Source organism: Kitasatospora sp. NBC_01302 (assembly GCF_035976515.1).
Lineage (GTDB): Bacteria > Actinomycetota > Actinomycetes > Streptomycetales > Streptomycetaceae > Kitasatospora.
In genome coordinates this window covers 609,329-634,329 of sequence record NZ_CP108404.1, presented here as the reverse complement: position 1 = coordinate 634,329, position 25,001 = coordinate 609,329, and the positions used below count along the sequence as shown (strand labels likewise).

The following is a 25,001-nucleotide window of genomic DNA, read 5'->3' as shown; positions in this document are numbered from 1 at the left end:
AGCGCCTGGCGGCATCGCCGCCGTACCCCACCACTGCCGGGAGCGGATCACCATGCGCGTGCACTACCCCCGCACGCCGCACCTGCCCTGGTCGCCGGGGGCGGCCGCGGACGACGTGCGGGCCGGGAGCCTGTCCGCGCTGGCCGGGCGCGAGGTGGTGGTCACCGAGAAGCTCGACGGCGAGAACACCACGCTGTACCGGGACGGTCTGCACGCCCGCTCGCTCGACTCCGCGCACCACCCCTCGCGGGCCTGGGTCAAGGCCCTGCAGGGGCGGATCGGCGCGGCGATCCCGCCGGGCTGGCGGATCTGCGGGGAGAACCTGTTCGCCCGGCACTCGGTGGACTACCGCGAACTGGCCGGTTACTTCTACGGGTTCTCCGTCTGGGACGAGGCGGACCGGTGCCTGGACTGGGACGCGACGGTCCGCTTCCTGCGCGGGCTGGGCGTGCCGGTGCCCCGGGTGCGCTGGCGCGGCGTCTACGACGAACGCGCGCTGCGTGCGCTGCGGGTGGCTGCGGCGTGCGAGGAGGGGTACGTGGTCCGTACCGTCGAGGGTTTCCCGGGCGCCGAGTTCGGTACCCGGGTGGCCAAGTGGGTGCGTCCCGGGCATGTGCAGACCGGCACGCACTGGATGCACGCCGCGGTGGTGCCCAACGGACTCGGTCCGCAGGCCGCACTGTGGGCGGTGCGCGCGGGGGCGGAGCCCGAACTTCCGCGCCTGATCGCTGTGTTGGGGATCGCCGACGCCGTGGGGCGGGCCGGTGAGGCGGCGGCCGAGGCGGCGGCCGAACTCGACCTGCTCGGCCGCACCGGCGACGCCCGGCTCACCGGGGTGCTCGCCGCCGCCCTGGCCGACCGCCCCAGGGCCGAGCTGGCAGCGCGGTCGGCCCCGGTGCTCGGCCTGCCGTTGGCCCGCCGGGTGACCGACCTGATCGGTCTGCATCCGACCCTGCACCAGACCTGCCCGGACGAGGAGCGCCGCCGGGGCCTGGGCACCTTGGCGCTCTCCGCCGACCTCGGGGCGCTGCACGCGGTGGCGCGCGCGGTGCTCGCGGGACGGACCGACGACGCCGCCGCGCGCGGGGCCCGCGAGCAGGTGGACTGGTCCGCGCTGCACGCCGAGGAGGCCGGGCTGTTGGACCCGGACCCGTTCGCCGCGCCGCGCGCCGAGCTGCGCCACGCGTTCGCGGGGCTCGACCCGCTGGCCGCCGACCGCTGCTGGGCGCAGGCCCGGGAGGGCCTCGCGCACGGTCGGCTGGCCGGCGCCGCCGACGCGGTGGCGGCCACCTGGCGCTGGCGCGAGGGTCGGTTCCCGCACCTGGTGCAGCTGGTCGGCCCGGCCGGCAGCGGCAAGAGCACCTTCGCGGCGGCGCTGCCCGGCCCGGTGACCCGGATCTCGCTGGACGACCTGCGCACGGCCCGCGGCTCGCGCAGCGACCAGCGGGCCAACGCCGAGGTGCTGCGCGAGGGCCTGGAGCAGCTGGACGCCGCACTGGCCGCCGCGCGGGAGGGCGGCACCGTCGTCTGGGACGCCACCTCGCTCACCCACCAGCAGCGCGCCAAGGTGCACGCCGTCGCGCGACGCCGCGATGCGCTGCACACCCAGGTGGTGACCCTGGTCGACGAGGCCGAGCTGCTGCGCCGCAACGCCACCCGCGCCCACCCGGTGCCCGCCGAGATGCTCACCGCCCAACTGCACCGCTACAGCCCGCCCTACCCCGGCGACGCGCACCGCACCCGGTACCTGGCGGCCGACGGTACGGTCGCCGACGCGCTCGGCGGCCTGGCCGACCCGGATCCCGAAGGAGGCGGTGCCTGATGCGCACCAGCGAGCAGATCTACCACCAGGTCCGCTGGGACCCGCGGTTCGACCCGGCCCGTTTCGTCCTCGGGGTCAGCAGCCGCGCGGCCGCGCCCAAGCGGATCCCGCTGTCCTCCTTCGTGCCGGGCGGCGACGTGCCGTGGCACCGGGTGCTGTTCATCGAGGCGGACGGCGAGCCGGTCTGGGACCGGGCCATCGGCCTGGACGCGCTGGATTCCGCCACGGTGGGCCGGGTCCGCGCGCCCCGTCGGCTGCACCCGCCGTTCTTCACCGCGCGCACCCCGCACGTCTTCGAGCCGGGCGCCGGCTGGCGGCCCGGCACCCGGCAGGCCGAGCCGACCGGCACCTCGGTGCGGGTGCTGACCTGGAACACCCTCTGGGACCGCTACGACGGCGACCGGATCGACACCGCCCGCCGCCGTCCGCTGCTGCTCGCGGCGCTGCGCCGGGCCGAGGCCGACGTGGTCGCGCTGCAGGAGGTGGAGGCCGGGCTGCTCGACCTGCTGCTGGCCGACCCGTGGGTGCGCGCCACTTACACCCTGGGCACCGACCCGGCGGGTCCGGACGTCGAGGAGAGCGGCGTGCTGCTGCTCAGCCGGCTGCCCGTGACCGAGGCCGCCCGGCACCGGCTCGGCCCGCACAAGGCGCTGGCCGCGATCACCGTGACCACCCCCACCGGTCCGGTGGTCTTCGCCGCCACCCACCTGAGCAGCGACCACTCGGAGCGCGGCGCGCACCGGCGGCAGGACGAACTCGACCGGTTGGCCGAGGGGTTCGCGAGCGTCGGCGGCGAGCTGGTGCTGCTCGGCGACTTCAACGAGGACGGCGACCGGCCGGTCGCCGTGCTCGGCCTGCGCGACGCCTGGAGCCTGGTGCACGGTCCCGCCGACCGCACCCCGACCTTCGACCCGGTCGCCAATCCGCTGGCGGCCGTCTCCTCGCTCTCGGGCCGCGCCGCCCGGCTGGACCGGGTGCTGCTGCGCCCCGGCACGCTCGCCGTCACCGGTGCCGAGCTGCTCGGCACCGAGCCGGCCGCGGACGGTCTCTTCGTGTCGGACCACTACGGTGTGGCGGTCGACCTGAACCCGCAGGGCGCCGGACCGCAGCAGGTCCTGGACAGCGCGCCGACGGCCCGCACGGCGCTGGCCTGGGTGCCGCCGCAGGAGCTGTGGCATGTGCTGCAGCGCCTGCGCGGACGTTTCGACCCGCAGGTGCTCCGCTGGCCGCCGCACGTCAACCTGCTCCACGGTTTCGTCCCGGAGGCCGAGTTCGAGCGCGCCGCCCCGCTGCTGAGCGCCGCCGCGGCCGAGCTGGCGCCGTTCACCGCGCGGCTGGCCGGGGTGCACACCTTCGGCCACCGTGAGGACGCCACCGTCTGGCTCGACCCGGCCGCCGACGGCGACGCGCCGTGGACCGCGCTGCACCACGTGCTCGCGGCGCGCTTCCCGCGCTGCCGGGGCCGCGCCGAGGGTTTCACGCCGCATCTGACGCTGGGGCGCAGCAGCGACCCGCAGTCGGTGGCGGCGGCCTGTGCGGCTCTGCTGGGCCCTGTCACGGCCCGGGTCGGCGAGCTGGTGCTGCTCTCGCGCCGGGGCGAGGAACCGATGGGTGTCCGGGCGACGGTCGAGCTCGGCACCGGCGCGGTGCGCTGGACGGAGTACCGGCCGGCGGAGCAGGACGTCGACGCCAAGGGCACGGGGGCGGACGGGGACGCCGACCGGGCTCGCGCGGTCACCCGGCGGATCGCCGCCGCACTGCCGCAGGCCGCGGTGCACCTGGTGGGCTCGCGGCGGATCGGGGGCGCGCTGCCGGGGGCCGACCTGGACCTGGTGGCAGTGCTGCCCGGCACTGCGGTCGACCTCGCCGAGGTGCGCGACCGGCTGGCCGCCGCGCTGCCCGAGGCGGAGGGGCTGCGCCCGGTGACCAACGCCCGCGTTCCCGGGCTGCGGCTGCGGATCGCGGACCCCGCGGCGGCCAGGACGCGGTGTGCGCCGGCCCCGGGTGCGCTCGCGGTGGACCTGGCGCTGGTGCCCGCCGGGCTGTCGGCGCCGGGCGCGGCGGTGGACCGGCGGGCCGAGCTGGACGAGGCGGCGGCCGTCGCGCTGAGCGCGGTCAGCGACGCGGCGGCGGTACGGGCCGCGGTGGGCGAGCGGTGGGAGGCGTTCGACGGGCTGCTGCGGCAGGTGAAGGCCTGGGCCCGGGCCCGCGGTCTGGACTCGGCGCCGTTCGGCACGCTGCCGGGTCTTGCCTGGTCGGTGCTGGCGGCCCGCACCGTGCGGCAGGCGGGCGAGCTTCCGGACGAGGCGCTGCTGGAGCGGTTCTTCGCCGACTGGGCGGTCTGGGACTGGCGCCGGCCGGTCGAACTGGTCCCGGGTGGCCCGGAGTTCGCCGCCTGGGGCAGCGGTACGGGCCCGCTGACGGTGCTCACCGCGACCCACCCGGTGCGCAGCTGCACCGAGCAGGTCGGTGTCGGGCTCCTCGACCTGCTCGCCGAGGAGCTCTACCGCGGCTGGGAGCTGCTGACGGCCGCTGTGCCCGGCGAGCTGTGCGCCGAGGCGCCGATGCACCGGCGTCACGCGGCCTGGGCCGTGCTGACGGTCCGTCAGCACGAGGGCGAGGACTTCGCGGACACGGTCGGCCGGGTCCGCGGGCGCCTGCGCGCGCTGCTCGGCAGCCTCGCCGAGGAGGCGCCGCGGGTGCACGCCTGGCCGCGCCCGTTCGAGTCCGGCCCGCCGGTCACCCGTTACGCGATCGGCCTTGGTCCCGTGCCGCCGGACCGGGAGCGGTTGGCCGAGCTCGCGGAGCGCTGGACCAGGGGGCTCGTGGGGGTGTCCGTGGAGTGGGCCGAGGGCGGTGCGGTACCGACCCTGTCCTGAGGAGCGGGCCGGCGCCGCACCGCCGTTCGCCGGGTGCCGGTCACCTACGGGCCAGGGCGGGGCCGGTCGCCCGCCCGGGCTCCACGGCCGGCAGCCGCAGCGCCCGCAGGGTCAGGCCGCCGGTGCGCACCGTCAGCATCACGACGGCCATGAAGATCAGCGCGTTGGTGATGGCGGCTCCGGAGACCTGGTGCGCCTGGCACCAGCTCGCCAGCTGGTCGGGGAACCAGTGGGCGGAGCCGTAGGAGAAGGCGGCCCGGACGCCGACCACGGTCGTCCAGAGCAGCGCGTAGCCCCATCCGGCCCGGCTCACCGGCCGGTCGGTCCGCGGGCTGCGGTAGACGTGCAGCAGGGCCAGTGCGCCCAGGCCGGCCAGCAACCCGACCGCGACGCCCGCCAGTTCGACGGCGAGCCCGGCGCCGTGGGTGACGATCGGGTCGAGGAAGAGCGGGATCACGCCCGCGGCGATGCCGAGCGGGCGCAGGACGCGCATCGGGCCGATCTTGCGGGCGCGTCCGAGGTCACTGTGCAGGGTGGCGGTCAGGACCGCGCCGTTGATGATCATGGCCTGGGTCAGTTCGCTGAACATCGGGTCCTCCGGCGGATCGGGAGTGGTTCGGGGAGCGGTTCGGGAGCGGTTCGAACGGACTCCACGATGGCCGCGCGCACCCCGTCGGCGGATCGCAGCGGGGGGTGACCTCGGGGGTGACCGTGCTCGCGCCGTCCGGTAGCGCCCCGGGGTGAGGGGCACGGCCGCGGATCACCCCGCGGGCCACCTCCTGGGGTGACGCGGTGGTACCGGCGCCGTCCGTAGCTTCGGTGGCATCGCACCAAGGGCCGGACGGGCCCTGGAGTGCGCAACCCGAGAACGCGTAGCCCCAGAACGCGTCGCCCGAGAAGGAGTCCGAGATGTCCGGCATCGAAATCCTGGCGGTGGTCGGGATCATCGCCGTGATCGTCTTCCAACAGGTCAGGGGCCAGTACCTGCGGGGCAAGCGCACCGTGCTGCTGCCCGCGGTGCTCACCGTGATCGGCTTCACCGATCTGCACACCGGCGGCGGGCACCTGAAGCCGGTCGACGTCACCTGCCTGGTGGTCGGCGCGGCGGGCTCGGTCGCGATCGGCCTCGCCTTCGGGGCGATGACCCGGCTGGAGTCCCGAGGCGGCGTGCTGTGGGCCCGGCTGCCGCTGCGCGGTCTGTGGCTGTGGGGCGGCCTGGTGGCGTGGCGGGTGCTGGTGGTGGTGCTGGCGGGCGCGATGGGTGCGCACGTCGCCGCCTCCTCCTCGACGCTGCTCTTCAGCCTGGGCCTGAACCGGCTGGCGCAGGCCGCCGTGATCCTGCCGCGGGCCGTCGCGGCCGGGGTGCCGTTCGCCGCCGAGAAGGACGGCTCGACCTTCCTCGCGGGCGCCTTCCGCTCCGGCGGCGCGGGCCGCAGCGGGGGCCGGCGATGACGGACGCGGTGGTCCCCGCGCCACCCGTCCACCTCGCACCCACCCATCCCTCCACCACCTGCCCCTCCGCCACCCATCCCGCCGCCACCCGCCCCGCCGCCACCCCTCCCGCGCCCGCCGTCGTGCCGACCGGCTCCCTCCGGGCCCGGCTGCTCGGCGATACTCGGCTCATGTTGCGAGCAGCTGTCTGGTGCGTCCGGGTCATCGGCTACGTCCTGATCGGCCTGCTCACCTTCCTGGAGCCGCCCGCCGGACACCGGGGCGCCACCGCCCAGACCGTCGCCTACGCGCTGATCGGGGTGGGGGTGGCCGCCTGGGCGGTGATCGACCTGGGTCCTGCCCCGGAGCGCCGCCACCCCCGCGCGCTCGCCGCGGCCCTCACGCTGACCGCCGCGGCGGCCGGCTTCGGGGCCGCCGCGGCGGGCGGCGGTACGAGCCTGATCGCCTACGCCGCGGTGGCCCTGATCGCGGCCGGCACCGACCTGCCGCTCACCCCGGCGCTCACGGTCGGCGCGGTGTCGCTGCTGGCCATCGAGGTCGGCGGGGTGCTCTTCGACCAGGGCATCGGCACCCTGGTCGGGCTGCCGCTGCTGCTCGTGGTCGGGCTGGTCACCGGCCGCAACCGGCTGGCCTACCGGGTGCAGGCCGAGCAGTCCGCCGCCCTTCTGGAGCAGTACCAGCAACTGCGCGCCGAGCAGCGCCGAGCCGACGTGCTGGACGAGCGGACCCGGATCGCACGCGAGATCCACGACGTGCTGGCGCACTCGCTCGGCGCCCTGGGCATCCAGATCCAGGCGGCCCGGGCCCTGCTGAGCGACGGTCAGGATCCGCAGCGCGCCCTGGAGGTGCTGGCCACCGCCCAGCGGATGGCCGGCGACGGCCTGGTGGAGACCCGCCGCGCGGTCCAAGCGCTGCGCACCGACACCCGCCCGCTGGGCGAGGAGCTGGCCGAGTCGGCGGCCGAGCACCGCGAGCGCCACCGCGTCCCGGTGGACTGCCAGGTCACCGGCCCGCCGGTGGCCCTCTCCCCGGAGGCCACGGTCGCCCTGCTGCGCACCGCCCGCGAGGCCCTGGTCAACTGCGCCAAGCACGCCCCGGGGCAGCCGGTCACGATCACGCTCGTGCACCGCCCCGAGCGGCTGCGGCTGAGCGTCGCCAATCCGGTCGGCCCGGCGGCCGGGGGCGGCGCTGCCGCGGCCCCGCTGAGCACCGCCGACATGGGATACGGTCTGACCGGCATGCGGGAGCGACTGCTGCTGGCCCACGGCACTCTGACGGCCGGTCGGGACTCCGACGGCTGGACCGTGACGGCCGAGGTACCCGTCGGCCCGAACCAGGGTCCGTCCACCCGAGCAGATACGGAGCGCCCCACCCGATGAGCACCGACGCCACCCCACCGGTCCCGCTGCGGGTCGTCGTCGCCGACGACCAGGCCAGCATCCGCGAGGGGTTGGTCCTGCTGCTCGGCACCCTGCCCGACATCGACGTGGTGGGCTCGGCCGCCGACGGCGCCCAGGCCCTGGAGCTGGTGGCCGAGCACCGGCCCGACGCCATCCTGCTGGACCTCGGCATGCCGGTGCTGGACGGCATCGCGGCCACCCGCCGGCTGACCGCCGAGCACCCGGGCACCGCAGTGGTGATCCTGACCACCTACGCCGACGACACCTCGATCCTGGACGCGCTGCGCGCCGGCGCCCGCAGCTACCTGACCAAGGACGCGGACCGCACCGACATCGCCCGCGCCCTGCACGCCGCCGCCGGCGGTCTGGCCGTCCTCGACCCGCGCGCCCAGGCCACCCTGCTCGCCGCCAGCGGGGCGCGCGTCGCCGACCCGGCGCCGGAGCACGGCCGCCCCGAGGAGCCGCTGCCCGACGGCCTCACCCAGCGCGAGGCGGAGATCCTGCGGCTGATCGCCCAGGGCCTCACCAACCCGGAGATCGCCACCCGCCTCTACCTGAGCAGCAACACCGTGAAGACCCACATCAACCGGATCTTCACCAAGACCTCCTCGCGCGACCGCGCCGCCGCGATCGGCTACGCCCACCGCCACGGCCTCGCCTGACGGGACCTGACCTGACCTGACCGGGCACGGCGATCGGCGGGATCCCGGTCAGCCCACCGAGTCGTGCCGGGGTGCGGACGAGGTGGAGGACGACGGCGCGCCGGCCCATCGGTGCAGGGCGGCTTCGAGGCCGCTGACGGCGGCGCCGTCGGCGGTGTCGCAGGCCCAGGCGGCCACCCCGTCCGGGCGGACCAGCACCCCGGCAGGCGTCGCGTGGCCGTCGGTCACGCTGGTCACCCGGCCGTCCCAGGCGGTGGCGAGGCGGGCGAAGGCGCCGTCCGCGGTGCGGTCGAGCAGCAGGAATCCGCCGCCGTGGCCGTGGTCGGCCAGCCGGGAGCCGTCCCGCAGCCACAGGTCGGGCACCAGGCGCCCGATCAGCGGGTGGTCGCCGGGCAGGTCGATGCGCTGGGTGACACCGGAGATCTTCTTGACGGCGTAGGTCGTGCCCGCCCGGGTGCCCAGCAGCTCGGCGACGACCTCCCGCAGCGCGGCCGACTTGGCGTCCCCGCGCAGCACCCCGATCTGGGCCCGCGTCCAGTCCAGCACCCAGGCGCCCAGCGGGCGGCGCTCGGCGTCGTAGCTGTCGAGCAGTCCTTCGGGCGCCCAGCCGGCGATCACGGCAGCGAGCTTCCACCCGAGGTTCATCGCGTCGCCGACCCCGAGGTTGAGCCCCTGGCCGCCGAACGGCGAGTGCACGTGCGCGGCGTCGCCGGCCAGCAGCACCCGCCCGGACCGGTAGGAGGCGGCCTGGCGGGCGTTGTCGCTCCAGCGGGTCGCCGGGGCGCGCAGTGCGGTCAGTGTGACGTCCGTGCCCGAGACCCGGCGCAGACTGCTCTGCACCTCCTCCAGGGTGACCGGTGCCGAGCGGTCGGCGGGCGCCCTGCCGAACTCCACGGTGACCACCCGTCCGGGCTGTGGCCCGTAGCGGTAGGCACCCAGCGGCGACCACGTCCAGCCGTCCGCGAGCTTCTCCGGATCGGCGATCCCGGCGACCGCCAGGTGCCCGGTCAGCTCGGGGTCGGTGCCGGGGAAGTCGATGCCCGCCAGGCGGCGCACGGTGCTGCGCCCGCCGTCGCACCCGACCAGCCACCCGGTGCGCACCGGGCCGGCCGTGGTGCCGACGAGCACGCCCTCGCCGGTGTCCTGGAGCGCGGTGACCTCCACCCCGCGGTGCACCGGGACGCCGAGCCGCGCGAGGTGGCCGGCCAGCAGCTCCTCCAGCTCGCGCTGCGGCACCAGCCGCGCGCCGTCGACCGCGGTGTGGGCGGCGAGGTCGGGGTCGGACCAGTCCACCAGGTCGGCATCGAGGACCATCCCCGCGAAGTGGCCGGTGAAGCGCGTGTCGGGTGCTCGCCGTCCGTCGCCGGACGGCTGGTCGCCGCGCTGCTGGTCGGCGGGTACGCGGGTGAACGACCCCATCCGTTCGAGCAGCTCGCGCTGCACCTGCTCGGCGGCCGGCAGCAGGCCGCGGCGGTCGAGCGCCTCGGCCGTCGGCACGTTGATCGCCCCGGCCTTCATCCCCTCGCTCGGCTCGGCGAGCCGCTCGAGCACCTGCACCGTCGCCCCGGCGAGCGCCAGCTCCGCGGCGAGCACGAGGCCCACCGGCCCGGCTCCCACCACGGTCACGTCCATGTTCTGCATGTCCTGGTTCACAGAAATCGTCACGAACACTGTTCTATAAACGAACGGCGTTCGTGTCAAGTCGAGGGGGGCGATAGGCTCGCGCCATGACCGATCTGCTGCGCCCCCCGTTCGGGAACTTCACCGCGGCCCACCGCGCGCTCGACGTCGCTGACCAGCTCGCCCGCCCGGTGGCCGAGGCACTGCGAGGGTGGCGCGAGCAGGAGGCGGCGCAAGCGGTGCTGTATGTGGACTCCGAGCCCGACAAGGCCGACACGGCGGTCTTCTGCCAGGCCTACGACGTGGCGGCGGACGTCTCCGCCAACTGCGTCGTGGTCGCGGCCAAGCGGGCCGGGACGACCACGTTCGCCGCCTGCCTCGTGCTGGCCGACTCGCAGGTCGACGTGAACGCGGTGGTGCGCAAGCGCCTTGAGGCCCGGAAGGCCTCGTTCGCGCCCATGGACACCGCCGTCACCGAGAGCGGCATGGAGTACGGCGGCATCACCCCGGTCGGACTTCCGTGCGGCTGGCCGCTGTTGATCGACGCGGCGGTCGCCGCCGCCCCGCACGTGCTGGTCGGCAGCGGCCGGCGCCGGGGCAAGCTGATCCTGCCGGGCGCGGCGCTCGCCCTCCTGCCGGGCGCCGAGGTCGTCACGGGCCTGGCGAAGTCCTGAGGCGCCCGCCTTCTGGGCGGGCGGCGCGCAACGGCGGTCCCGGCACACCCTCCTGACGTAGAGTCATCAGCCGACAGCGGAGCGACAGAGGGAGCAGGTCATGGCCGAGGGCGGTACCGCGGACGCGGTCGAGACGGCGCGCCGGTACTACGGAAGCGCCGAGGTCGACGGCTTCTACCGCACGGTGTGGGGCGGGCAGGACATCCACACCGGCAGCTACCTCGACGCGGGCGAGCCGATCGCGACGGCCTCCCGACGCACCGTGGAGCGGGCGGCCTCGAAGATCGCCGAGCGGCTCGGCCGTCCCGGGACCACGGTGCTGGATCTCGGGTCCGGCTACGGTGGCGCGACCCGCTACCTGGTCGAGCGGTTCGGGTGCCGGGTGGTCGCGCTCAACATCAGCGAGTCGCAGAACGAGCGCCACCGGGCGGCCAATGCGCAGCAGGGGCTCGACCGGTCGATCGAGGTCGTCACCGGCTCCTTCCAGGACATCCCCTTCCCCGACGGCCACTTCGACGTCGTCTGGTCGCAGGAGGCCTTCTGCCACAGCCCCGACCGCGACCGGCTGCTCGGCGAGGTGGCCCGGGTGCTGCGGCCCGGGGGAGAAGTGGTCTTCACCGATGTGATGGCCGCCGACGGCGTCGCACCCGAGTCGCTGCGGTCGGTGATCGCGCGCCTGGAGGTCACCGGCCTGGCCACGCCCGGGTACTACCTGAAGCAGTTCGCCGAAGCCGGGCCGATCCGGGTCGACTTCGACGACCACAGCGAGCAACTGCTCACCCACTACGTCCGGTTGGTGGAGGAGACCAGGCGAAGCGCCGACCAGCTGCGCGAACTCGTCGGACCGGCCTACCTGGAGGGCCTGCTGGAGAACCTGCCGCTGTGGGTGGCGGCCTGCCGGCAGGGCCGGCTGAGCTGGGGGATCTTCCACGGCCGCGACGACCGGTGAAGGGCGGGACCGGCCGTCGGCGGCCGGTCACCAGCGCGGGTCTCCGTCGAGCCCTTCTATCGGTCTGAAAATCGGACTATCGTTAGTTGACGAGAGCTATCGAAGTACTCCGGACAGCGGCCACGGCCGACCCCTCTCCAGGAGGCAGCGATGACGGTCGGAGCGGCGCACGGTGGCAGGACCGGGCGCACGGGACCCTCCCGGTGGACCGCGGGCCCTGACCACCCCCATTACAAGTGGGTCGCACTCTCCAACACGACCCTCGGCACGCTGATCGCCACCGTCAACGCCTCGATCGTCCTCATCTCGCTGCCCGCGATCTTCAACGGCATCGGCCTGGACCCGCTGAAGCCCGGCAACGTCAGCTACCTGCTGTGGATGCTGATGGGCTACATGCTGATCACCGCCGTCCTGGTCGTCACCCTCGGCCGGCTGGGCGACATCCGCGGGCGGGTACGGATCTACAACGCGGGCTTCCTGATCTTCACGCTCACCTCGGTGGCCCTCGCGCTCGACCCGCTGCACGGCGGTGCCGGCGCGCTGTGGCTGATCGGCTGGCGGGTGGTGCAGGCCGTGGGAGGCTCGATGCTGATGGCCAACTCCGCGGCGATCATCACCGACGCCTTCCCGGCCGAGAGGCGCGGCATGGCGCTGGGGGTGAACGTCGTCGCGGGCATCGCCGGTTCGTTCATCGGCCTGGTCCTGGGCGGGTTGCTCGCCCAGGTCGCCTGGCGGTCGATCTTCTGGGTCAACGTGCCGATCGGCCTGCTCGGCACCGTCTGGGCGTACCGCTCGCTGCACGACACCGGGGTGCGGCGCCCGGCCCGGATCGACTGGTGGGGCAACGCCACCTTCGCCGTCGGCCTCACCGCGCTGCTGGCCGCGATCACCTACGGCATTCAGCCGTACGGCGGTCACACCATGGGCTGGACCAACCCGTGGGTGCTGGCCGGGCTGGGCGGCGGAGTGGCCCTGCTGGCCGTCTTCTGCCTGGTCGAGTCACGGGTGGCCGAGCCGATGTTCCCGCTGCGGCTCTTCCGCGACCCGGTCTTCGCCGGCGGGAACGCGGCCACCCTGCTGGGCTCGATCGCCCGGGGCGGCCTGCAGTTCATGCTGATCATCTGGCTGCAGGGCATCTGGCTGCCGCTGCACGGCTACGACTATGCCGACACCCCGCTCTGGGCCGGCATCTACCTGACCCCGCTGACCTTCGGCTTCCTGGCCGCCGGGCCGATCTCGGGCTACCTCTCGGACCGTGCCGGTGCGCGGCTGTTCGCCTCCGGCGGGCTGCTGGTGATGGCGGCCTCCTTCGGCGGGCTCCTCCTGCTGCCGACCGACTTCAGCTACCTGTGGTTCGCCCTCCTGGTGTTCGTCAACGGCCTGGGAGGCGGCCTGTTCGCTGCTCCGAACACCTCGCTGATCATGTCCAGCGTGCCCGCCGAGGCCCGCGGCGCCGCCTCGGGGATGCGCGCCACCTTCCAGAACGCCGGGATGGTGCTCTCGATCGGCGTCTTCTTCTCGCTGATGGTGGCGGGCCTGTCCGGCTCGCTGCCGCACACGCTCAGCGCCGGGCTCACCGCACAGGGCGTGCCCGCGGGCGACGCGCACGCCATCGCCGCGCTGCCGCCGGTCGGCACGCTCTTCGCGGCCTTCCTCGGGTACAACCCCGTCCAGCACCTGCTCGGCCCGCACGTGCTCGGTCAGCTGCCGGCGGCCAACGCGCAGACGCTGACCGGCCGGCAGTTCTTCCCGCAGCTGATCTCGGGGCCCTTCCACGACGGCCTGCTGGTGGTCTTCTGGCTGGCGATCGCGATGGCCCTGGTCGCGGCGGCCGCCTCGCTGATGCGGGAGCGGCGCAAGCCCGCGGGCACCGGGCCGCGCGCGGGCGCGCCGTCCGCGGGCACCGGTGCACCATGACCGGGGCCGGGGACGAAGGCGGAGCCGGGGCCGAAGGCGCGCTGTCCGAGGAGGCCGTCGTGCGGCTGCGCCTGGTCATCGCGCGGCTCAACCGGCAGATGTCCCAGGCCGCGAGCGGCAAGGACCTCACCTTCGCCCAGCTCTCGGCGCTGGCCCGGGTCGAGCAGCACGGACCGCTGCGCCTGGGCGAACTCGCGGCACGCGAACGGGTGGCCGTCCCGTCCATGGTCCGCACCATCGCCCCGCTGGCCGACGACGGACTGATCGCCAAGACCCCCGACCCGCTGGACGGCCGCTCCCACCTGCTCACGCTCACCCCGGCCGGCGAGGCGGCGCTGACCCGGATCCGGCAGGAGCGATCGGCCCTGCTGGCCCGTCGCAGCGGGCGGCTCACCCCGCGGCAGTGCCGGGAGCTGGAGGCGGCGCTCCCGCTGCTGGAACTGCTGCTCGACGACTCCGAGACCGGCCCACCGCACAGGTGACCGCCCGCGATGCTCCGTCAGGCGTCGCCCTGGGCCCGTCGCCAGTGCCGCGTCAGGCAGCCTTCGCGACGGGGTGAAGGTTGCCTGACGCGGCACTAGCATGAGAGCCGCCGAACGAACGGCAGGAACCGTGCCCGCTTCCCCCCGGGACGGGCCCGCCCCACAGGTGACCCGCCGCCGGCCGGCGGCGGGTGCACCCCGGAGGGAAGAGCGAACCGTGAGCACTGCTCCCGCCACTGGATCCTCGCGCTACCTGGTGCTGGCGGCGATGATCTTCGCCGTCGCGATGACCTTCATCGACCAGACCATCGTGTCGATCGCCGTCCCGAACATCCAGCACGAGTTGAAGCTGACGAGCACCGGGGTGCAGTGGGCGGTCAACTCCTACCTGCTCACCCTGGCGGCCTTCTTCGCCTTCGGCGGCCGGCTCGCCGACACCGTCGGTCACCGCAAGATGGTGGTGCTCGGGGTGCTGATCTTCGCGGGCGCCTCGGCCTGCTGCGGCTTCACCCCCACCGGGAGCCTGGCCGAGGCGTGGCTGGTCGCCTTCCGCGCCGTCCAGGGCTTCGGTGGCGCCATCATGTTCCCGGCGGCGCTGGCGATCGTGGTGCAGAACTTCGCGCTGCGCGAGCGCGGGCGGGCGCTGGCCCTGTTCTTCGGCATCGCGGGCGGGCTGACGGCGATCGGACCGGTGCTCGGCGGCTATCTGACCGAATGGACCTGGCGGGCCATCTTCTGGGTGAACCTGCCGGTGGCGGCGATCGCCCTGCTGCTGATCGCGATCTCCAAGCCGGTCACGGAGAGCCGGCCGGCGCCCATGGACTACCGGGGCCTGGCCCTGATCGCCAGCGGTGTCGCGCTGAGCGTCTTCGGGTTCCAGCAGTCGCAGGTCTGGGGCTGGTCGAACCCCGCGATCGGGCTCTGCATCGCGGCCGGTGTCCTGCTGCTGGTCGTCTTCGCGCTCGTCGAGAAGCGCACCGCCTCACCGCTGATCCAGGTGGACATCTTCCGCATCCGCGCGTTCTCCGTGCAGAACCTGGTGCTGGGCATCTCGATGCTGGTCTTCGTCCCGGTGTTCTTCTTCTCCAGTGAGTACGCGCAGATCGCGCTGGGCGACTCCTCCTCGAACGCCGGCATCTTCCTGCTCTACTTCTTCATCGGCTTCGTGATCGCCTCGCAGATCGGTGGCCGGATGCTGGACCGGGACGGCGCGAAGCGGCCGGTGGTGATCGGCTGCGTCCTGGCCGCGGTCGGGTTCTACCTGTGGGCGGGCGACGCCACCACGCTGCGCTTCAGCGCGCAGCAGTGGGACATCGTGCTGGCCGGCGCGGGCATGGGCTTCATGCTGACCCCGGCCAGCACGGACGCGGTCAACCGCGCCTCGCGGCTGTCCTACGGCGAGGCGACCGGCATCACCCAGACGGTCCGCAACTACGCCGCGAGTCTGGGACTGGCCGTGCTGGGCACCGTCCTGGTCACCGAACTGCGCTCGCGGCTGACCGACTCCCTGGTCGCCCAGGGCGTGCCGCACGCGCAGGCGGTCTCCACCGCCGCCCACCTCTCCCAGGTCCAGGCGCAGAGCGGCGGGAGCGGGAGCGGGGGTGCCGCGAACATCCCGCAGTTCTTCCGGGTCGACTTCGCCCATGCCACCCAGACGGTCTTCTACTGGATGGCGGTCATCATGGCCGTGGCCGCCGTGGTGGCGATCGTCGGCCTGCGTGCGGGCGTGCAGGCCGAGACCGCCGCCGAGCAGCAGGCGGACCTGTCGGCCGGGCGCGAGCCGGACAAATCCTAGGCCGGGGCAGGGCCCGGTCGACGACCCGATGGCCGGCAGCCGCGTGTCCGGATGTGTGGCTGTGATGGCCGGCTGGACATGGCAGGGCTCCGGCGGCCGGGGGAAGCTGGGAGTGTCGCCGAGGCGACGTGATGGGTTGGCGACTACCTGGGACGGGTGCCATGGATGCGTTGTCCGTCGGTCCGGTGAGCGTGCCGGACACCAAGCTCGCCCGTGAGGCGACCGAACTGGTGCGGGAGGCGACGAGTGATCTGATCTACCACCACTCGCGCCGGGTGTACTGCTTCGGAGCCCTGCAGGGCCACAACAGGGACCTGAGCTACGATCCCGAACTGCTGTACATCGCCGCGATGTTCCACGACCTCGGGCTCGGCGAGCGGTTCCGCACCGACGGGCGGCGGTTCGAGGTGGACGGCGCGGACGAGGCGCGCCGGTTCCTCCAGGGGCACGGGGTCCCCGAGGACAGCGTGCGCCGGGTGTGGACCGCGATCGCGCTGCACACCACGCCCGGGATCCCGCAGTTCATGGAGCCCGAGGTCGCGCTGGTGACTGCCGGCGTCGAGTACGACGTGCTGGGCATCGGCTACACGGACATCGGCGAGGCCGACCGCGCGGCCGTCACCGCGCTGCACCCGCGGCCGGGCTTCAAGGAGCAGATCCTCGCGGCCTTCACCGAAGGAGTGCGGCACAAGCCGGAGACCACCTTCGGCAACGTCAAGGCGGACGTGCTGGCGCACCGGGTGCCCGGCTTCGAGCGCGGCGACTTCGTGCGCACCATCCTCGACTCGCCGTGGCCGGAGTGAGCGGCGGGCGGGACGGCTTCACCCGATCGGCGGCCCGGCACCGGCCGGGCCGCCGGTGACCGGGGGCCGATGACTCAGGAGGCTGCCGCGCTCACGCCTCCCGGCCGCCGGGCAGCGGCAGTTGGCGCGGCACCTCGGCGGTCTCGTCGCCGGCCTTGCGGGCGTGCAGCACGCTGGCGTCCAGCGGCAGCGGCGACCGGTCCACCAGGGTGAGCCCCGCCTCGGCGAGCAGCCGGGCGTAGTGGTCGGTGCGGCGTTCGCGGCCTCCGACGTTGCACATCATGTGCAGGTCCCACGGGACGGCCAGTGAGGGCGAGTCGTCGGCGGGCAGCACGCGCTCGACGATGAGCAGGTCGGCGTGGGCCGGCATCGCACGGGCGAGGTGGCGCAGGATCTCGCGGCAGCGGTCGTCGTCCCAGTCGTGCAGCACCCGGGAGAGGAGGTACAGGTCGCCGCCCGCCGGTACGTCGGCGAAGTCGCCGACCAGGTACTCGCACCGCTCGCCGCAGCCGGCCGCCGCCAGGGAGCGGCGAGCGGCCTCGACCACGTGCGGGCGTTCGAGCAGCACACCGTTCAGACGCGGGTGCGCGGTCAGCAGGCGGGCGAGCAGTTCGCCGTTGCCGCCCGCGACGTCGACCACGGTCCCGGGAGCGGGCGCCGCGCTAGCGGCCGTGACCACCGGGTGGGTGGTCAGCGGCTCGAACATCCGCGAACTCGCGGCCATGGACTGGTCGAAGAGCGGGGCGAGTTCGGGGTCGCGGGCGAAGTGGTCGAAGTGGTTCTCGCCGAAGAGGTGGTCGAAGGCCGTCTCCCCGGTGCGCACGGTGTGCGCGAGGTGGGCGAAGGACCGGTAGAACGGCCCGCCGTACATCAGGGCCAGCGGGCGCATCGAACCGGCGGAGTCCGCGCGGAGCAGCGCGCCCAGCTCGGTGAGCCGGAAGCCGTCGTGGTCCGCGGTCACCGCCCCCAGCATGGTGAGGTAGCGCAGCAGGCGCGCCAGGCTCTCCGGGTCGGCGCCGACCTCCCGGGCCAGCGCCTCGGCGCCGGTCGCGGTGCGGGTGTCCAAGGCGTCGGGGACCCGCAGTTCGGCGAAGACGGCCAGCGCCTGGGTCGCCCACGCCCCGGTCAGCAGGCGAAGAAGCGTTTCGGCGGGCTGGGTCGCGCGGAACTCCGCCAGATGGGAGGCGAGGACGTCGCGGTGGTCGCCGTGCAGGTAGAGCTCGACCCGCCGGTACCCGGCCTTCGAGTCGGCGGGTGCGGTGAAGTAGAGCACCGTGCCGTCCTCGTGCCGGTTGTAGCCGCCGCCGTCGGGGCGCGCGCCGTGCCGCGCCAGGATCGCGCACAGGCCGCGGAGCACCAGCGGATCCGGCTGCTCGATGTCGAAGGCGAGGTGCGCCTCGTGCTGCCACCGGCGCTCCTGCTCGGCGATCGGGGTCAGCGGCGATCCCGGCGGCACGGTCAGCGTGAAGATCTCGACCGTGCGCTGCACCCCGTCCAGGCCGAGCACCGGGGGCCGCAGGATGTGGACGTCGAGCTCGGCGGCGTCGCGCCGGTGCCGGGCGGCCAGCCGCTCCCGGACGACGACGCTGGGCTGCGGTTGCACCGCCGGATCCAGTCCGCAGTCGGCCAGTCGGGTGCGCAGCTCCTGCGGGTCGGCGGGGAAGAGGAGCAGGGCCGCGTGCGAGAAGCGGCAGCGCTCCACCAGGGCCCGCAGCTCCGGGCCGTCGAGTCCGGGCAGCAGGAGCGGCAGCAGCGTGGCGGTGTCCTGCTCCCGGACGAAGTCCACGGCCGAAGTTAAGCGCGCCGCGTCACCGGGGATCGTCGTCGGCTCGCTCGGGATCGTCGTCACCATCGTGGGGGATCCTCAATTCATTGGCGGGGTAGCATAGTTCGCATGCGGTAGCTGGGTGGCAGGGCTCTCATGGGTCGACGGTTCCCACCTGCCGGTGGTTCAGCCGCCGACGGTTCTCACACGCCGACGTACTGTTCGGCGAACCAGTCCTGCTGGCTGCGCGAGGTGCGCAGGGAGGCGAGGCGGGAGCGCCGCAGGGAGTTGTCGAACGACGCCGCCTCGTGCGCCTCGGGTGCGGTGTGCAGCAGCCGGATCATCCAGTGCGAGAACTCCTGCGCGCGCCAGATGTGGGCCAGGCAGCGTGCCGAGTAGTGGGCGAGCCCTGCGCAGTCGCCGTGGCGGAGGGCGTCGATCAGGGCGTCGGCCAGGAGTTCGGCCTCCAGCACGGCGAGGTTCGCCCCCTTGGCGGCGGAGGGGCTGAGCAGGCTGGCGGCGTCCCCCGCGAGGAACAGCGCACCGTGGCACAGCGGTTCGAGGACGTCGGACTCCAGGTCGACGACGGTGCGCTGGATGATCGGGCCCTGGTGCAGCGGGCCGTAGTCCGCGCTGCGCAGGCGTATCGCCAGCTCGTCCCAGATCCGCTCCTCGGGCCACGCGTCGGCCGAACTCCCGCGCTCGCACTGCAGGTAGTAGCGCGTGACCTCGGAGGTGCGGGCCATGTGTCCGGCGAATCCGCGCTCGTGCACCGCATAGCCCACCGCGTCCAGGCTCGGCGGCGCCTCGGCGAGCAGGCCGAGCCAGGAGACCTGGTGGTCGCGGTGGTAGCGGCGGACCGCCCCGGGCGGCAGCGACCGCCGCGCGGCACCGTGCCGCCCGTCGCAGCCGGCCACGTACCTGGCCCGCCACGTCACCGGCCGGCCGTCGGCCGTGCGGGCCGTGACGGTGGGCCGTGTGCTGCCCGCGTCCTGCACGGCCAGCGCCTCGGTCCCGAAGCACACCCGTCCGCCGTCGGCCAGGTACCGGGTCAGCAGATCCGTCACCAGGTCCTGTTGCGGATAGACGGTGTGCGGCTCCTGGCGGCCGAGGCCGCCGTAGTCGAGCCGGAACCGGCCGTCCTCGGTGCGGAACTCGCAACTGGCGTGCTCCCGGCCGCGTAAGCGCAGCCCCTCGGCCAGCCCGTGCCGCTCCAGGACCCGCACCGTGTTCGCCGCCAGGAACCCCGCGCGCGCCCGCGCCGCGAGGTGCGCGCGGTCGGCCCGTTCCAGGACGACGCAGTCGACTCCGCCTGCCCGCAGCAGGTTTGCGAGCACCAGCCCGGCCGGTCCGGCACCCAGGATCACCACGTCGGCCGTGTGCTCGGCCGCTGCACTGCTTCGACTTTCTGTCATAGCAGTCGATCGTAAGCGCTGATAAATGCACGAAATGCCGAGATTCACCCGTATGGATGTGACATGGTCGGAATGGTCGGTCAGGATCGAACTGGGCTTCCCGGGACGGAGGTTAGCCCGGGCGGCTGCTGTTGATCTCAGCCGGGGCAGCTGGCAGGCTCACGTCCCATGATCGACCAGTCCGCACGCCGGCCAGGCAGACGTTCAGGACAGTGCGGCGTGCTGGGGCCGGGTGGCGACCACGAGGACGGTCGTGGTGCGGGAGGTGAGGGCCCGGGTGAACTCGCGTTCCAGGTCCTCGGTGGTGTCGATGTCGACGGCGTGGCAGCCGAAGCCGCGTGCCACGGAGGCGATGTCGATGCCGGGCAGGTCGAGGCCGGGCACCCCGGGGGTCTCCTCCAGCTCTGCGAAGGACTTGAGGATGGAGTACTCCTTGTTCCGCATGACCACGTAGACGATCGGCAGTTCGTGCTGGGCGGCGGTCCAGACGGCCTGGACGGAGTACTGGAACGAGCCGTCGCCGATGAGGCCGACGACGGGCCGGGAGACGCCGTTGGCCCGGTCGCCCAGAGCCACGCCCACCGCCGCCGGAGTGGCCCAGCCGATGCCGCCGCTCGCGGTGGCGAAGAAGGAGCCGGGCCTGGTGGTCGGCAGCCACTCCAGCTGCTGGGCCATCGTGGAGGTCGACTCGTTCACGATCACGGCGTCCGGCGGCCTGACCCTGCTGAGCGCGGCGTAGACCTCCGGCGGGGTGAGCGGCCGGCTCGGGGTCGGCGGCAGCGTCCGGGGCCGCGCCATCGGCTCGGGGGCGGTGCGCGCGGATCCGTCGGCGACCAGGTCCACGAGCCGGTCGATCGCGATCTTCGGGTCGCCCAGCAGGCTGTCGCCCATCCGCGCCGCCGCGGCGACCTCGGGGTCGGCGGTGATGTGCAGCAGCCGGGTGCCGGCCGGGAGGTACTCGCCGGGGACGTACGGGTAGTAGCGGAAGACCTCGGCACCGATCACGACGACCAGGTCGTGCTCGGCCAGCCGGTCGCCGACGGCCTTGATGGAGATGCCCAGGGGGCCGCGGAAGAGCGGGTGGTCCTCGGGGAAGGAGGCGCGGTCCAGCAGCGGGGCCCCGTAGACGGCGGCCCGCAGCCGCTCCGCCAGGGCCACCGCCGACTCCCAGCCGCCGCTGCGGTCCACCTCCGGTCCGAAGACCAGGGCGGGGCGGCGGCTGGCCGAGATCCGGTCGGCGAACAGCCGCAGGCGCTGCTCGTCGGGGGTGACCCGGTCGCTCACGGTGCGCAGCCGGGCGGGGCCGGCCAGCGGCTGGTTCCAGTCGTCGAGGGGGATCGACAGGTGGACCGGCCCCGCCGGCGGCTGCAGGGCCGTCGCGTAGGCCCGCATGAACGCGTCGGGTACGTCCTGGGCCCGTGCGGGCTCGTAGGACCACTTCACCCACGGCCTGGGCAGCGTGGTGGCCTCGCGGTTGCACAGGTAGGGATCGCCGATGACCATCTCGCGGTGCTGCTGACCGGAGGTGACGATCAGTGGGGTGTTGGCGTGGTAGGCGGTGACCAGGTTGCCCATCGCGTTGCCCAGGCCCGCCGAGGAGTGCACGTTGACCAGCGCCGGGCGGCCGGTGACCTGGGCGAAGGCGTCGGCCATCGCGACGACCGAGGCCTCCTGGAGGGCCAGCACATAGCGGAAGTCGGCGGGGAACTCCTGGAGGAAGGTCTGTTCCGTCGAACCGGGGTTGCCGAAGACGGTGGTCAGTCCGAGGGTGCGCAGCAGGTCGTAGGTCACGCTGCGGACGGTCGACTTCGAAGCCACTGGTTCCATCGCTTCTCCCATCGTGAGGTCGATGGCCCAAGGGTCCCGCGCGGTGCTCCCGGTCCGCCAGAGGGCCCGCCGTGGGCGGACGGGCGGGATCGGGCATGCGGGTGAAGTAAGGAAGAAATAAGTCATATAAGCGGATCAGATGGAAACGACTGAAGCTCCCGGCCCGGCGTCCGGCCCGGCTCCAGTTGAAGGAAGAAGACCCATGCCATGCCTCGCGCGCGTCCGCCGCTCAGCCGCCCGCCGGGCGCTCGTGACCACGCCGGGCGGGCGACTGGGGGCCGCGGCGCTGCCGACGCTGGTCTGCCTGTGCGCGGCCCTGCTGGCCCCGGCCCAGGAACCGGCCGGCGCCGCGCCACCGGCTCCGGACTGCGCGCGGCTCGCTTGCGTGGCGCTGACCTTCGACGACGGGCCGTCGGCCGCGACCGGCGCCCTGCTCGACGACCTCGCCGCCGCCCACACCAAGGCGACCTTCTTCCTGGTCGGCCAGGAGGCCGCCTACCGGCCCCAGTTGGTCAAGCGCGAGGTTGCCGAGGGCCACGCACTCGGCAACCACACCTACACGCACCCCTACCTCGGGGCGCTGACACCCGATCAGGTGCACGACCAACTGGCCGCCACTGAGAAGACGATCGCCGACATCACCGGCACCCGTCCCACCCTGGTGCGCCCGCCCTACGGCAACCAGAGCGCGCAGGTCGCGGCCTACGGCCACCCCCTGATGCTCTGGGACCTGGACAGCCTCGACTGGTACCACCACGATCCCGCCCAGGTGCTCAGCCGCGCCGAGGCCGGGGTGCGCGCCGGGTCGGTCGTGCTGATGCACGACACCGACAACCAGCGCGACACCCTGGCCGCCGTCCCGCAGCTCATCCGCAACCTGCGCCGGGCCGGCTACACCCCGGTCACCGTCCCGGAGCTCTTCGGATCGACCGAGCTCAAGCCCGGCATGTCCTACCGCAACCGGGACAGCGCGGCCCGCCCCGCCGCGCAGCCCCGCCCCTGGGCCGACCCGCTGCCCAGCGCCGCCCAGGACACCGACACCGCGATCGCCGGCAGCGTGCTGCTGCGCTACCACAGCGCCGCCGCCACCGGCCCGGCGGAACTCGCGCAGACGGTGGACGGCCTGCGGACCGGCGAGTGCCGCAACGTCGTGGCACCGCTGGACGCCCGGGCGGGCGCGCCCGCGTTCGCGCTGCGCGACGACACCGGGCACGGCATCCAGCTCTACGACCGGGCCGACTGCGCCCACCGGGTGGCCGAGAACACGCTGACCCCGGGCAGCGAGCAGGACGACGAGGTGCGCAGCTTCAAGGTCGGCTGATCCAAGGTCGGCTGACCGGTGCGGGGGCGGTCGTGAAGCGGCTGTCGGGCGGTCGTCGGACGGCTGTCGGGCGCTGTCAGAACAGGCGCATGGCAGCCACCGCCGCGGGCTCCTCCAGGTCGAGCAGCGTGCGCTTGCGGCCGATCCCGCCCGCGAAGCCGGTGAGCGAGCCGTTCGCCCCGACGACCCGGTGGCACGGGATGACGATGCTCACCGGGTTGTGCCCCACGGCCTGTCCCACGCGCTGCGCCATCAGCCTGTTCCCGAGCTGCTGGGCGATGGCGCCGTAGGTCGTCGTCGCGCCGTACGGGATCTGCGTGAGGATCTGCCACACCTGCTGCGAGAAGTCGTCACCGTGCGGGTGCACCGGGACCTCGAAGTCGCGCCGCTCACCGGCGAGATACTCCCGCATCTCGTCGGCGGCCCGGGCGATGACCGGGTCCTCGCGCTCGCCGACCCGCGCACCGATCCGGTCGGCGGCCGGCGGGTACCGGTGGCCCTCGAAGTAGATTCCGGTCAGGGCCGTTCCGTCCGAGACCATCAGGAGCTCGCCCAGACTCGTGCTCACCATGGCGTGCTGGTAGGCCACCACTGTCCCTCCTCTGTCCGGTCCCATTCTCCGCGAGTTCCAGGATGCCTCGTTCCACCGCGGAGGACTGGCGGAAATCGGACCTCGTCGGGACGTCCCAGCCGGTACTGCGTTGCTGTGCGGAGAAGGCAGGATTCGAACCTGCGTGGGCGTACACCCGACCGGACCTCGCGGTCCAGGTCCCCGATAAGCCGCTCCGGGCACCTCTCCCCGTGCCCCCTCGGCCGGCTCCCGCCGCCCCCTGGGCACACGACCACTGTGCCGTGACCCGCTGACCGCGCGCTGACCCAGGGCTGACGCGGGTGCGCAGTTCCCCGGTCGCCCGTGCCGGGGCCGCCGGCCATGGGGGTGCCGACGGCCCCGGCTGCCCTTCTTACAGGCGCCGCCAGAGGGCCGGGACGGCGGAGGGTTCCCAGCCCGTGGCGGAGGTGTGCGCCTGCAGGCACTGGTAGGTCGCGCCGCCGTAGGTCACCAGGTCGCCCGGGCGGTAGGCGGTGTCCGCTGCCCAGGGCCGGTCGGCGGGGGCCGCAGGGCTGGCGGGGGTGCCGGGATCAGCGGGGCGTGCAGGGCGTGCGGGGTCGGTGCTCATGGTCGGTCGGTGCTCCCTGGACTCGGGGACGGGCGGGGTGGCACAGGGAGTGGCTGGGGCATGACAAGCAAGGTAGGCGGGCACCGCCGCCCCGGCGATGGACCGGACTCGGAGAAGAGGGTGATTTCACGGTCACTCGTGCACCGCGCGCGCCGCTCTGCGGAACGCCCCCGGGCTCATCCCGCTCTCGCGCCGGAAGAATCTGCTGAAGTACGAGGGGTCGCCGAAGCCGATCCGCTCGGCGATCTGACGTATCGTCAAATCACTTCCGAGCAGCAGCCGTTTCGCCTCCAGCGTCTGCTGAGCGCGGACCAGCCGGCCGGGCGTTCGGCCGGTGCTCTGCCTCACCGCCTCGTGCAGGTGCCCCGCCGAGACGCCCAACTCCCGGGCCAGCGCCCCGACCGACCCTCCCCGGGCCCCGGGCTGCGCGATCAGCCGGGTGAAGCGTGCCGTCAACTCCACCGCCCAGTCGGCTGGTGTGCCGCCCGGGGTATGGGCGCCCGGCAGCCGCTGCGCGTGGAGCAGCAGGATGTGCAGATAGCAGGAGAGCGCGCCCACGAAGCCGGGCTCGGCGCGCTGGTACTCCTCGTCCATCGCGGCCAGCAGCGCCTCGAAGCCGTCCTGGCGGTCGCGGCACAGCTGGAGCCGGCGCCGGTCGGCGAGGGCGCGCAGCGCCGCGCCGTCCTGCGGGTGGGTGAGCAGGAAGTCCTCGTTGAAGATCAGCACCCAGCCGGCCACGTCCTCCGCCTCCCAGTGGTGCACCTGTCCGGGAGCGATCACGTACAGCTGCGGCGGGGTCAGCGGGATCCGTTCCAGATCGACGACGTGCGTCCCGCGGCCGGCGGCGACGAGCGCGATCTCGTAGAAGCTGTGCCGGTGCGGGGAGGTTGCGCGGGACAGTGGCCCGATGCTCTCGAACGAGCCGATCGCGAAGGGGAGCACGGAGGGCTCCGCGGCTTGCAACTCATGGAGCTCCATGGGGAGTCGGGGCTCTGCCGGGTTCTTGCGGCAGCGCGGCGCGGTTGGGGCGGGGGAGTGCG

General features: G+C 73.9%; 20 protein-coding genes and 1 pseudogene. 12 read left to right on the top strand and 9 right to left on the bottom strand.

The window, feature by feature from the left end; all coding sequences use genetic code 11:
• The first annotated feature begins 52 nt into the window (after positions 1–52).
• Both OG294_RS03005 and OG294_RS03000 read left to right on the top strand, forming a co-directional pair.
• Positions 53–1,822: an RNA ligase family protein gene (locus OG294_RS03005; protein ID WP_327064793.1), complete on the top strand. Its 1,770-nt coding sequence runs from the start codon at positions 53–55 to the stop codon at positions 1,820–1,822.
• The gene (locus tag OG294_RS03000) at positions 1,822–4,701 is read left to right on the top strand and encodes a poly(A) polymerase (protein ID WP_327064792.1); all 2,880 of its coding nucleotides are present in this window, start codon (positions 1,822–1,824) and stop codon (positions 4,699–4,701) included. Before OG294_RS03005 ends, OG294_RS03000 begins: the two co-directional genes overlap by 1 nt.
• Before the next feature lie 40 nt (positions 4,702–4,741).
• On the opposite strand, the gene OG294_RS02995 is transcribed toward OG294_RS03000, so the two are convergent.
• Positions 4,742–5,290 (bottom strand): hypothetical protein, encoded by a 549-nt coding sequence (locus tag OG294_RS02995; protein ID WP_327064791.1) that lies wholly within the window; start codon positions 5,288–5,290, stop codon positions 4,742–4,744.
• A gap of 320 nt (positions 5,291–5,610) precedes the next feature.
• Here OG294_RS02995 and OG294_RS02990 point away from each other — a divergent pair, with 320 nt between their 5' ends.
• The 3 genes from OG294_RS02990 to OG294_RS02980 all read left to right on the top strand — a co-directional run bounded on the left by OG294_RS02990 (position 5,611) and on the right by OG294_RS02980 (position 8,215).
• Positions 5,611–6,153 carry a hypothetical protein gene (locus OG294_RS02990; protein WP_327064790.1) on the top strand — a complete coding sequence of 181 codons (543 nt, stop codon included), beginning with the start codon at positions 5,611–5,613 and terminating at the stop codon, positions 6,151–6,153.
• Between the two features lie 170 nt (positions 6,154–6,323).
• Positions 6,324–7,532: a sensor histidine kinase gene (locus OG294_RS02985; RefSeq protein WP_327064789.1), complete on the top strand. Its 1,209-nt coding sequence runs from the start codon at positions 6,324–6,326 to the stop codon at positions 7,530–7,532.
• The gene (locus tag OG294_RS02980) at positions 7,529–8,215 is read left to right on the top strand and encodes a response regulator transcription factor (protein WP_327064788.1); all 687 of its coding nucleotides are present in this window, start codon (positions 7,529–7,531) and stop codon (positions 8,213–8,215) included. Before OG294_RS02985 ends, OG294_RS02980 begins: the two co-directional genes overlap by 4 nt.
• Positions 8,216–8,263: 48 nt before the next feature.
• Here OG294_RS02980 and OG294_RS02975 read toward each other — a convergent pair whose 3' ends face one another.
• Positions 8,264–9,847 carry an FAD-dependent monooxygenase gene (locus OG294_RS02975; protein ID WP_327071428.1) on the bottom strand — a complete coding sequence of 528 codons (1,584 nt, stop codon included), beginning with the start codon at positions 9,845–9,847 and terminating at the stop codon, positions 8,264–8,266.
• Positions 9,848–9,942: 95 nt separating this feature from the next.
• Between OG294_RS02975 and OG294_RS02970 the strand changes: the two genes are divergently transcribed.
• The 6 genes from OG294_RS02970 to OG294_RS02945 all read left to right on the top strand — a co-directional run bounded on the left by OG294_RS02970 (position 9,943) and on the right by OG294_RS02945 (position 16,455).
• Complete coding sequence (locus OG294_RS02970; RefSeq protein WP_327064787.1) at positions 9,943–10,509, top strand: YbaK/EbsC family protein; 567 nt, start codon at positions 9,943–9,945, stop codon at positions 10,507–10,509.
• Between the two features lie 100 nt (positions 10,510–10,609).
• Positions 10,610–11,458, top strand: a complete 849-nt coding sequence (locus tag OG294_RS02965) for an SAM-dependent methyltransferase (RefSeq protein WP_327064786.1) — start codon at positions 10,610–10,612, stop codon at positions 11,456–11,458.
• A gap of 150 nt (positions 11,459–11,608) precedes the next feature.
• Positions 11,609–13,375 (top strand): MFS transporter, encoded by a 1,767-nt coding sequence (locus OG294_RS02960; RefSeq protein ID WP_327064785.1) that lies wholly within the window; start codon positions 11,609–11,611, stop codon positions 13,373–13,375.
• Positions 13,372–13,857, top strand: a complete 486-nt coding sequence (locus tag OG294_RS02955) for a MarR family winged helix-turn-helix transcriptional regulator (protein ID WP_327064784.1) — start codon at positions 13,372–13,374, stop codon at positions 13,855–13,857. Before OG294_RS02960 ends, OG294_RS02955 begins: the two co-directional genes overlap by 4 nt.
• Before the next feature lie 217 nt (positions 13,858–14,074).
• A complete protein-coding gene (locus OG294_RS02950) occupies positions 14,075–15,652 on the top strand; it encodes an MFS transporter (protein ID WP_327064783.1) in 1,578 nt (525 codons plus the stop codon).
• 161 nt (positions 15,653–15,813) lie between these two features.
• A complete protein-coding gene (locus OG294_RS02945; RefSeq protein WP_327064782.1) occupies positions 15,814–16,455 on the top strand; it encodes an HD domain-containing protein in 642 nt (213 codons plus the stop codon).
• A gap of 91 nt (positions 16,456–16,546) precedes the next feature.
• Here OG294_RS02945 and OG294_RS02940 read toward each other — a convergent pair whose 3' ends face one another.
• The 3 genes from OG294_RS02940 to mdlC form a co-directional block, all read right to left on the bottom strand.
• Positions 16,547–18,307, bottom strand: coding sequence for a methyltransferase (locus OG294_RS02940; protein WP_327064781.1), 1,761 nt, complete (start codon positions 18,305–18,307; stop codon positions 16,547–16,549).
• Between the two features lie 116 nt (positions 18,308–18,423).
• Positions 18,424–19,635 (bottom strand): 4-hydroxybenzoate 3-monooxygenase, encoded by a 1,212-nt coding sequence (locus tag OG294_RS02935; protein WP_327064780.1) that lies wholly within the window; start codon positions 19,633–19,635, stop codon positions 18,424–18,426.
• A gap of 204 nt (positions 19,636–19,839) precedes the next feature.
• Positions 19,840–21,462 carry a benzoylformate decarboxylase gene (gene mdlC, locus OG294_RS02930; RefSeq protein ID WP_327064779.1) on the bottom strand — a complete coding sequence of 541 codons (1,623 nt, stop codon included), beginning with the start codon at positions 21,460–21,462 and terminating at the stop codon, positions 19,840–19,842.
• Positions 21,463–21,664: 202 nt separating this feature from the next.
• On the opposite strand from mdlC, the gene OG294_RS02925 reads away from it, so the two are divergent.
• Positions 21,665–22,783, top strand: a complete 1,119-nt coding sequence (locus OG294_RS02925; RefSeq protein WP_327064778.1) for a polysaccharide deacetylase family protein — start codon at positions 21,665–21,667, stop codon at positions 22,781–22,783.
• A gap of 76 nt (positions 22,784–22,859) precedes the next feature.
• On the opposite strand, the gene OG294_RS02920 is transcribed toward OG294_RS02925, so the two are convergent.
• From OG294_RS02920 to OG294_RS02905, 4 genes and pseudogenes are all read right to left on the bottom strand, one after another.
• Positions 22,860–23,372, bottom strand: a complete 513-nt coding sequence (locus tag OG294_RS02920) for a methylated-DNA--[protein]-cysteine S-methyltransferase (protein ID WP_327064777.1) — start codon at positions 23,370–23,372, stop codon at positions 22,860–22,862.
• A gap of 120 nt (positions 23,373–23,492) precedes the next feature.
• Positions 23,493–23,582 (bottom strand): annotated as a pseudogene (locus OG294_RS02915).
• 163 nt (positions 23,583–23,745) lie between these two features.
• Positions 23,746–23,961 carry a carbohydrate-binding protein gene (locus tag OG294_RS41000; protein ID WP_442789099.1) on the bottom strand — a complete coding sequence of 72 codons (216 nt, stop codon included), beginning with the start codon at positions 23,959–23,961 and terminating at the stop codon, positions 23,746–23,748.
• Positions 23,962–24,093: 132 nt separating this feature from the next.
• Positions 24,094–24,903: an AraC family transcriptional regulator gene (locus OG294_RS02905; RefSeq protein WP_327064776.1), complete on the bottom strand. Its 810-nt coding sequence runs from the start codon at positions 24,901–24,903 to the stop codon at positions 24,094–24,096.
• Between the last annotated feature and the right edge of the window lie 98 nt (positions 24,904–25,001).

What these genes read in the sequence shown, in the direction of transcription:
- OG294_RS02955 (WP_327064784.1), top strand. Translation starts at nt 13,372, where the DNA reads ATGACCGGGGCCGGGGACGAAGGCGGAGCCGGGGCCGAAGGCGCGCTG.
- OG294_RS02980 (WP_327064788.1), top strand. Translation starts at nt 7,529, where the DNA reads ATGAGCACCGACGCCACCCCACCGGTCCCGCTGCGGGTCGTCGTCGCC.
- OG294_RS02985 (WP_327064789.1), top strand. Translation starts at nt 6,324, where the DNA reads ATGTTGCGAGCAGCTGTCTGGTGCGTCCGGGTCATCGGCTACGTCCTG.
- OG294_RS02975 (WP_327071428.1), bottom strand. Translation starts at nt 9,847, where the DNA reads ATGGACGTGACCGTGGTGGGAGCCGGGCCGGTGGGCCTCGTGCTCGCC.
- OG294_RS02960 (WP_327064785.1), top strand. Translation starts at nt 11,609, where the DNA reads ATGACGGTCGGAGCGGCGCACGGTGGCAGGACCGGGCGCACGGGACCC.
- mdlC (WP_327064779.1), bottom strand. Translation starts at nt 21,462, where the DNA reads ATGGAACCAGTGGCTTCGAAGTCGACCGTCCGCAGCGTGACCTACGAC.
- OG294_RS02990 (WP_327064790.1), top strand. Translation starts at nt 5,611, where the DNA reads ATGTCCGGCATCGAAATCCTGGCGGTGGTCGGGATCATCGCCGTGATC.
- OG294_RS41000 (WP_442789099.1), bottom strand. Translation starts at nt 23,961, where the DNA reads ATGAGCACCGACCCCGCACGCCCTGCACGCCCCGCTGATCCCGGCACC.
- OG294_RS02940 (WP_327064781.1), bottom strand. Translation starts at nt 18,307, where the DNA reads ATGGTGACGACGATCCCGAGCGAGCCGACGACGATCCCCGGTGACGCG.
- OG294_RS02925 (WP_327064778.1), top strand. Translation starts at nt 21,665, where the DNA reads ATGCCATGCCTCGCGCGCGTCCGCCGCTCAGCCGCCCGCCGGGCGCTC.
- OG294_RS02970 (WP_327064787.1), top strand. Translation starts at nt 9,943, where the DNA reads ATGACCGATCTGCTGCGCCCCCCGTTCGGGAACTTCACCGCGGCCCAC.
- OG294_RS02945 (WP_327064782.1), top strand. Translation starts at nt 15,814, where the DNA reads ATGGATGCGTTGTCCGTCGGTCCGGTGAGCGTGCCGGACACCAAGCTC.
- OG294_RS03005 (WP_327064793.1), top strand. Translation starts at nt 53, where the DNA reads ATGCGCGTGCACTACCCCCGCACGCCGCACCTGCCCTGGTCGCCGGGG.
- OG294_RS02965 (WP_327064786.1), top strand. Translation starts at nt 10,610, where the DNA reads ATGGCCGAGGGCGGTACCGCGGACGCGGTCGAGACGGCGCGCCGGTAC.
- OG294_RS02995 (WP_327064791.1), bottom strand. Translation starts at nt 5,290, where the DNA reads ATGTTCAGCGAACTGACCCAGGCCATGATCATCAACGGCGCGGTCCTG.
- OG294_RS02935 (WP_327064780.1), bottom strand. Translation starts at nt 19,635, where the DNA reads ATGACAGAAAGTCGAAGCAGTGCAGCGGCCGAGCACACGGCCGACGTG.
- OG294_RS03000 (WP_327064792.1), top strand. Translation starts at nt 1,822, where the DNA reads ATGCGCACCAGCGAGCAGATCTACCACCAGGTCCGCTGGGACCCGCGG.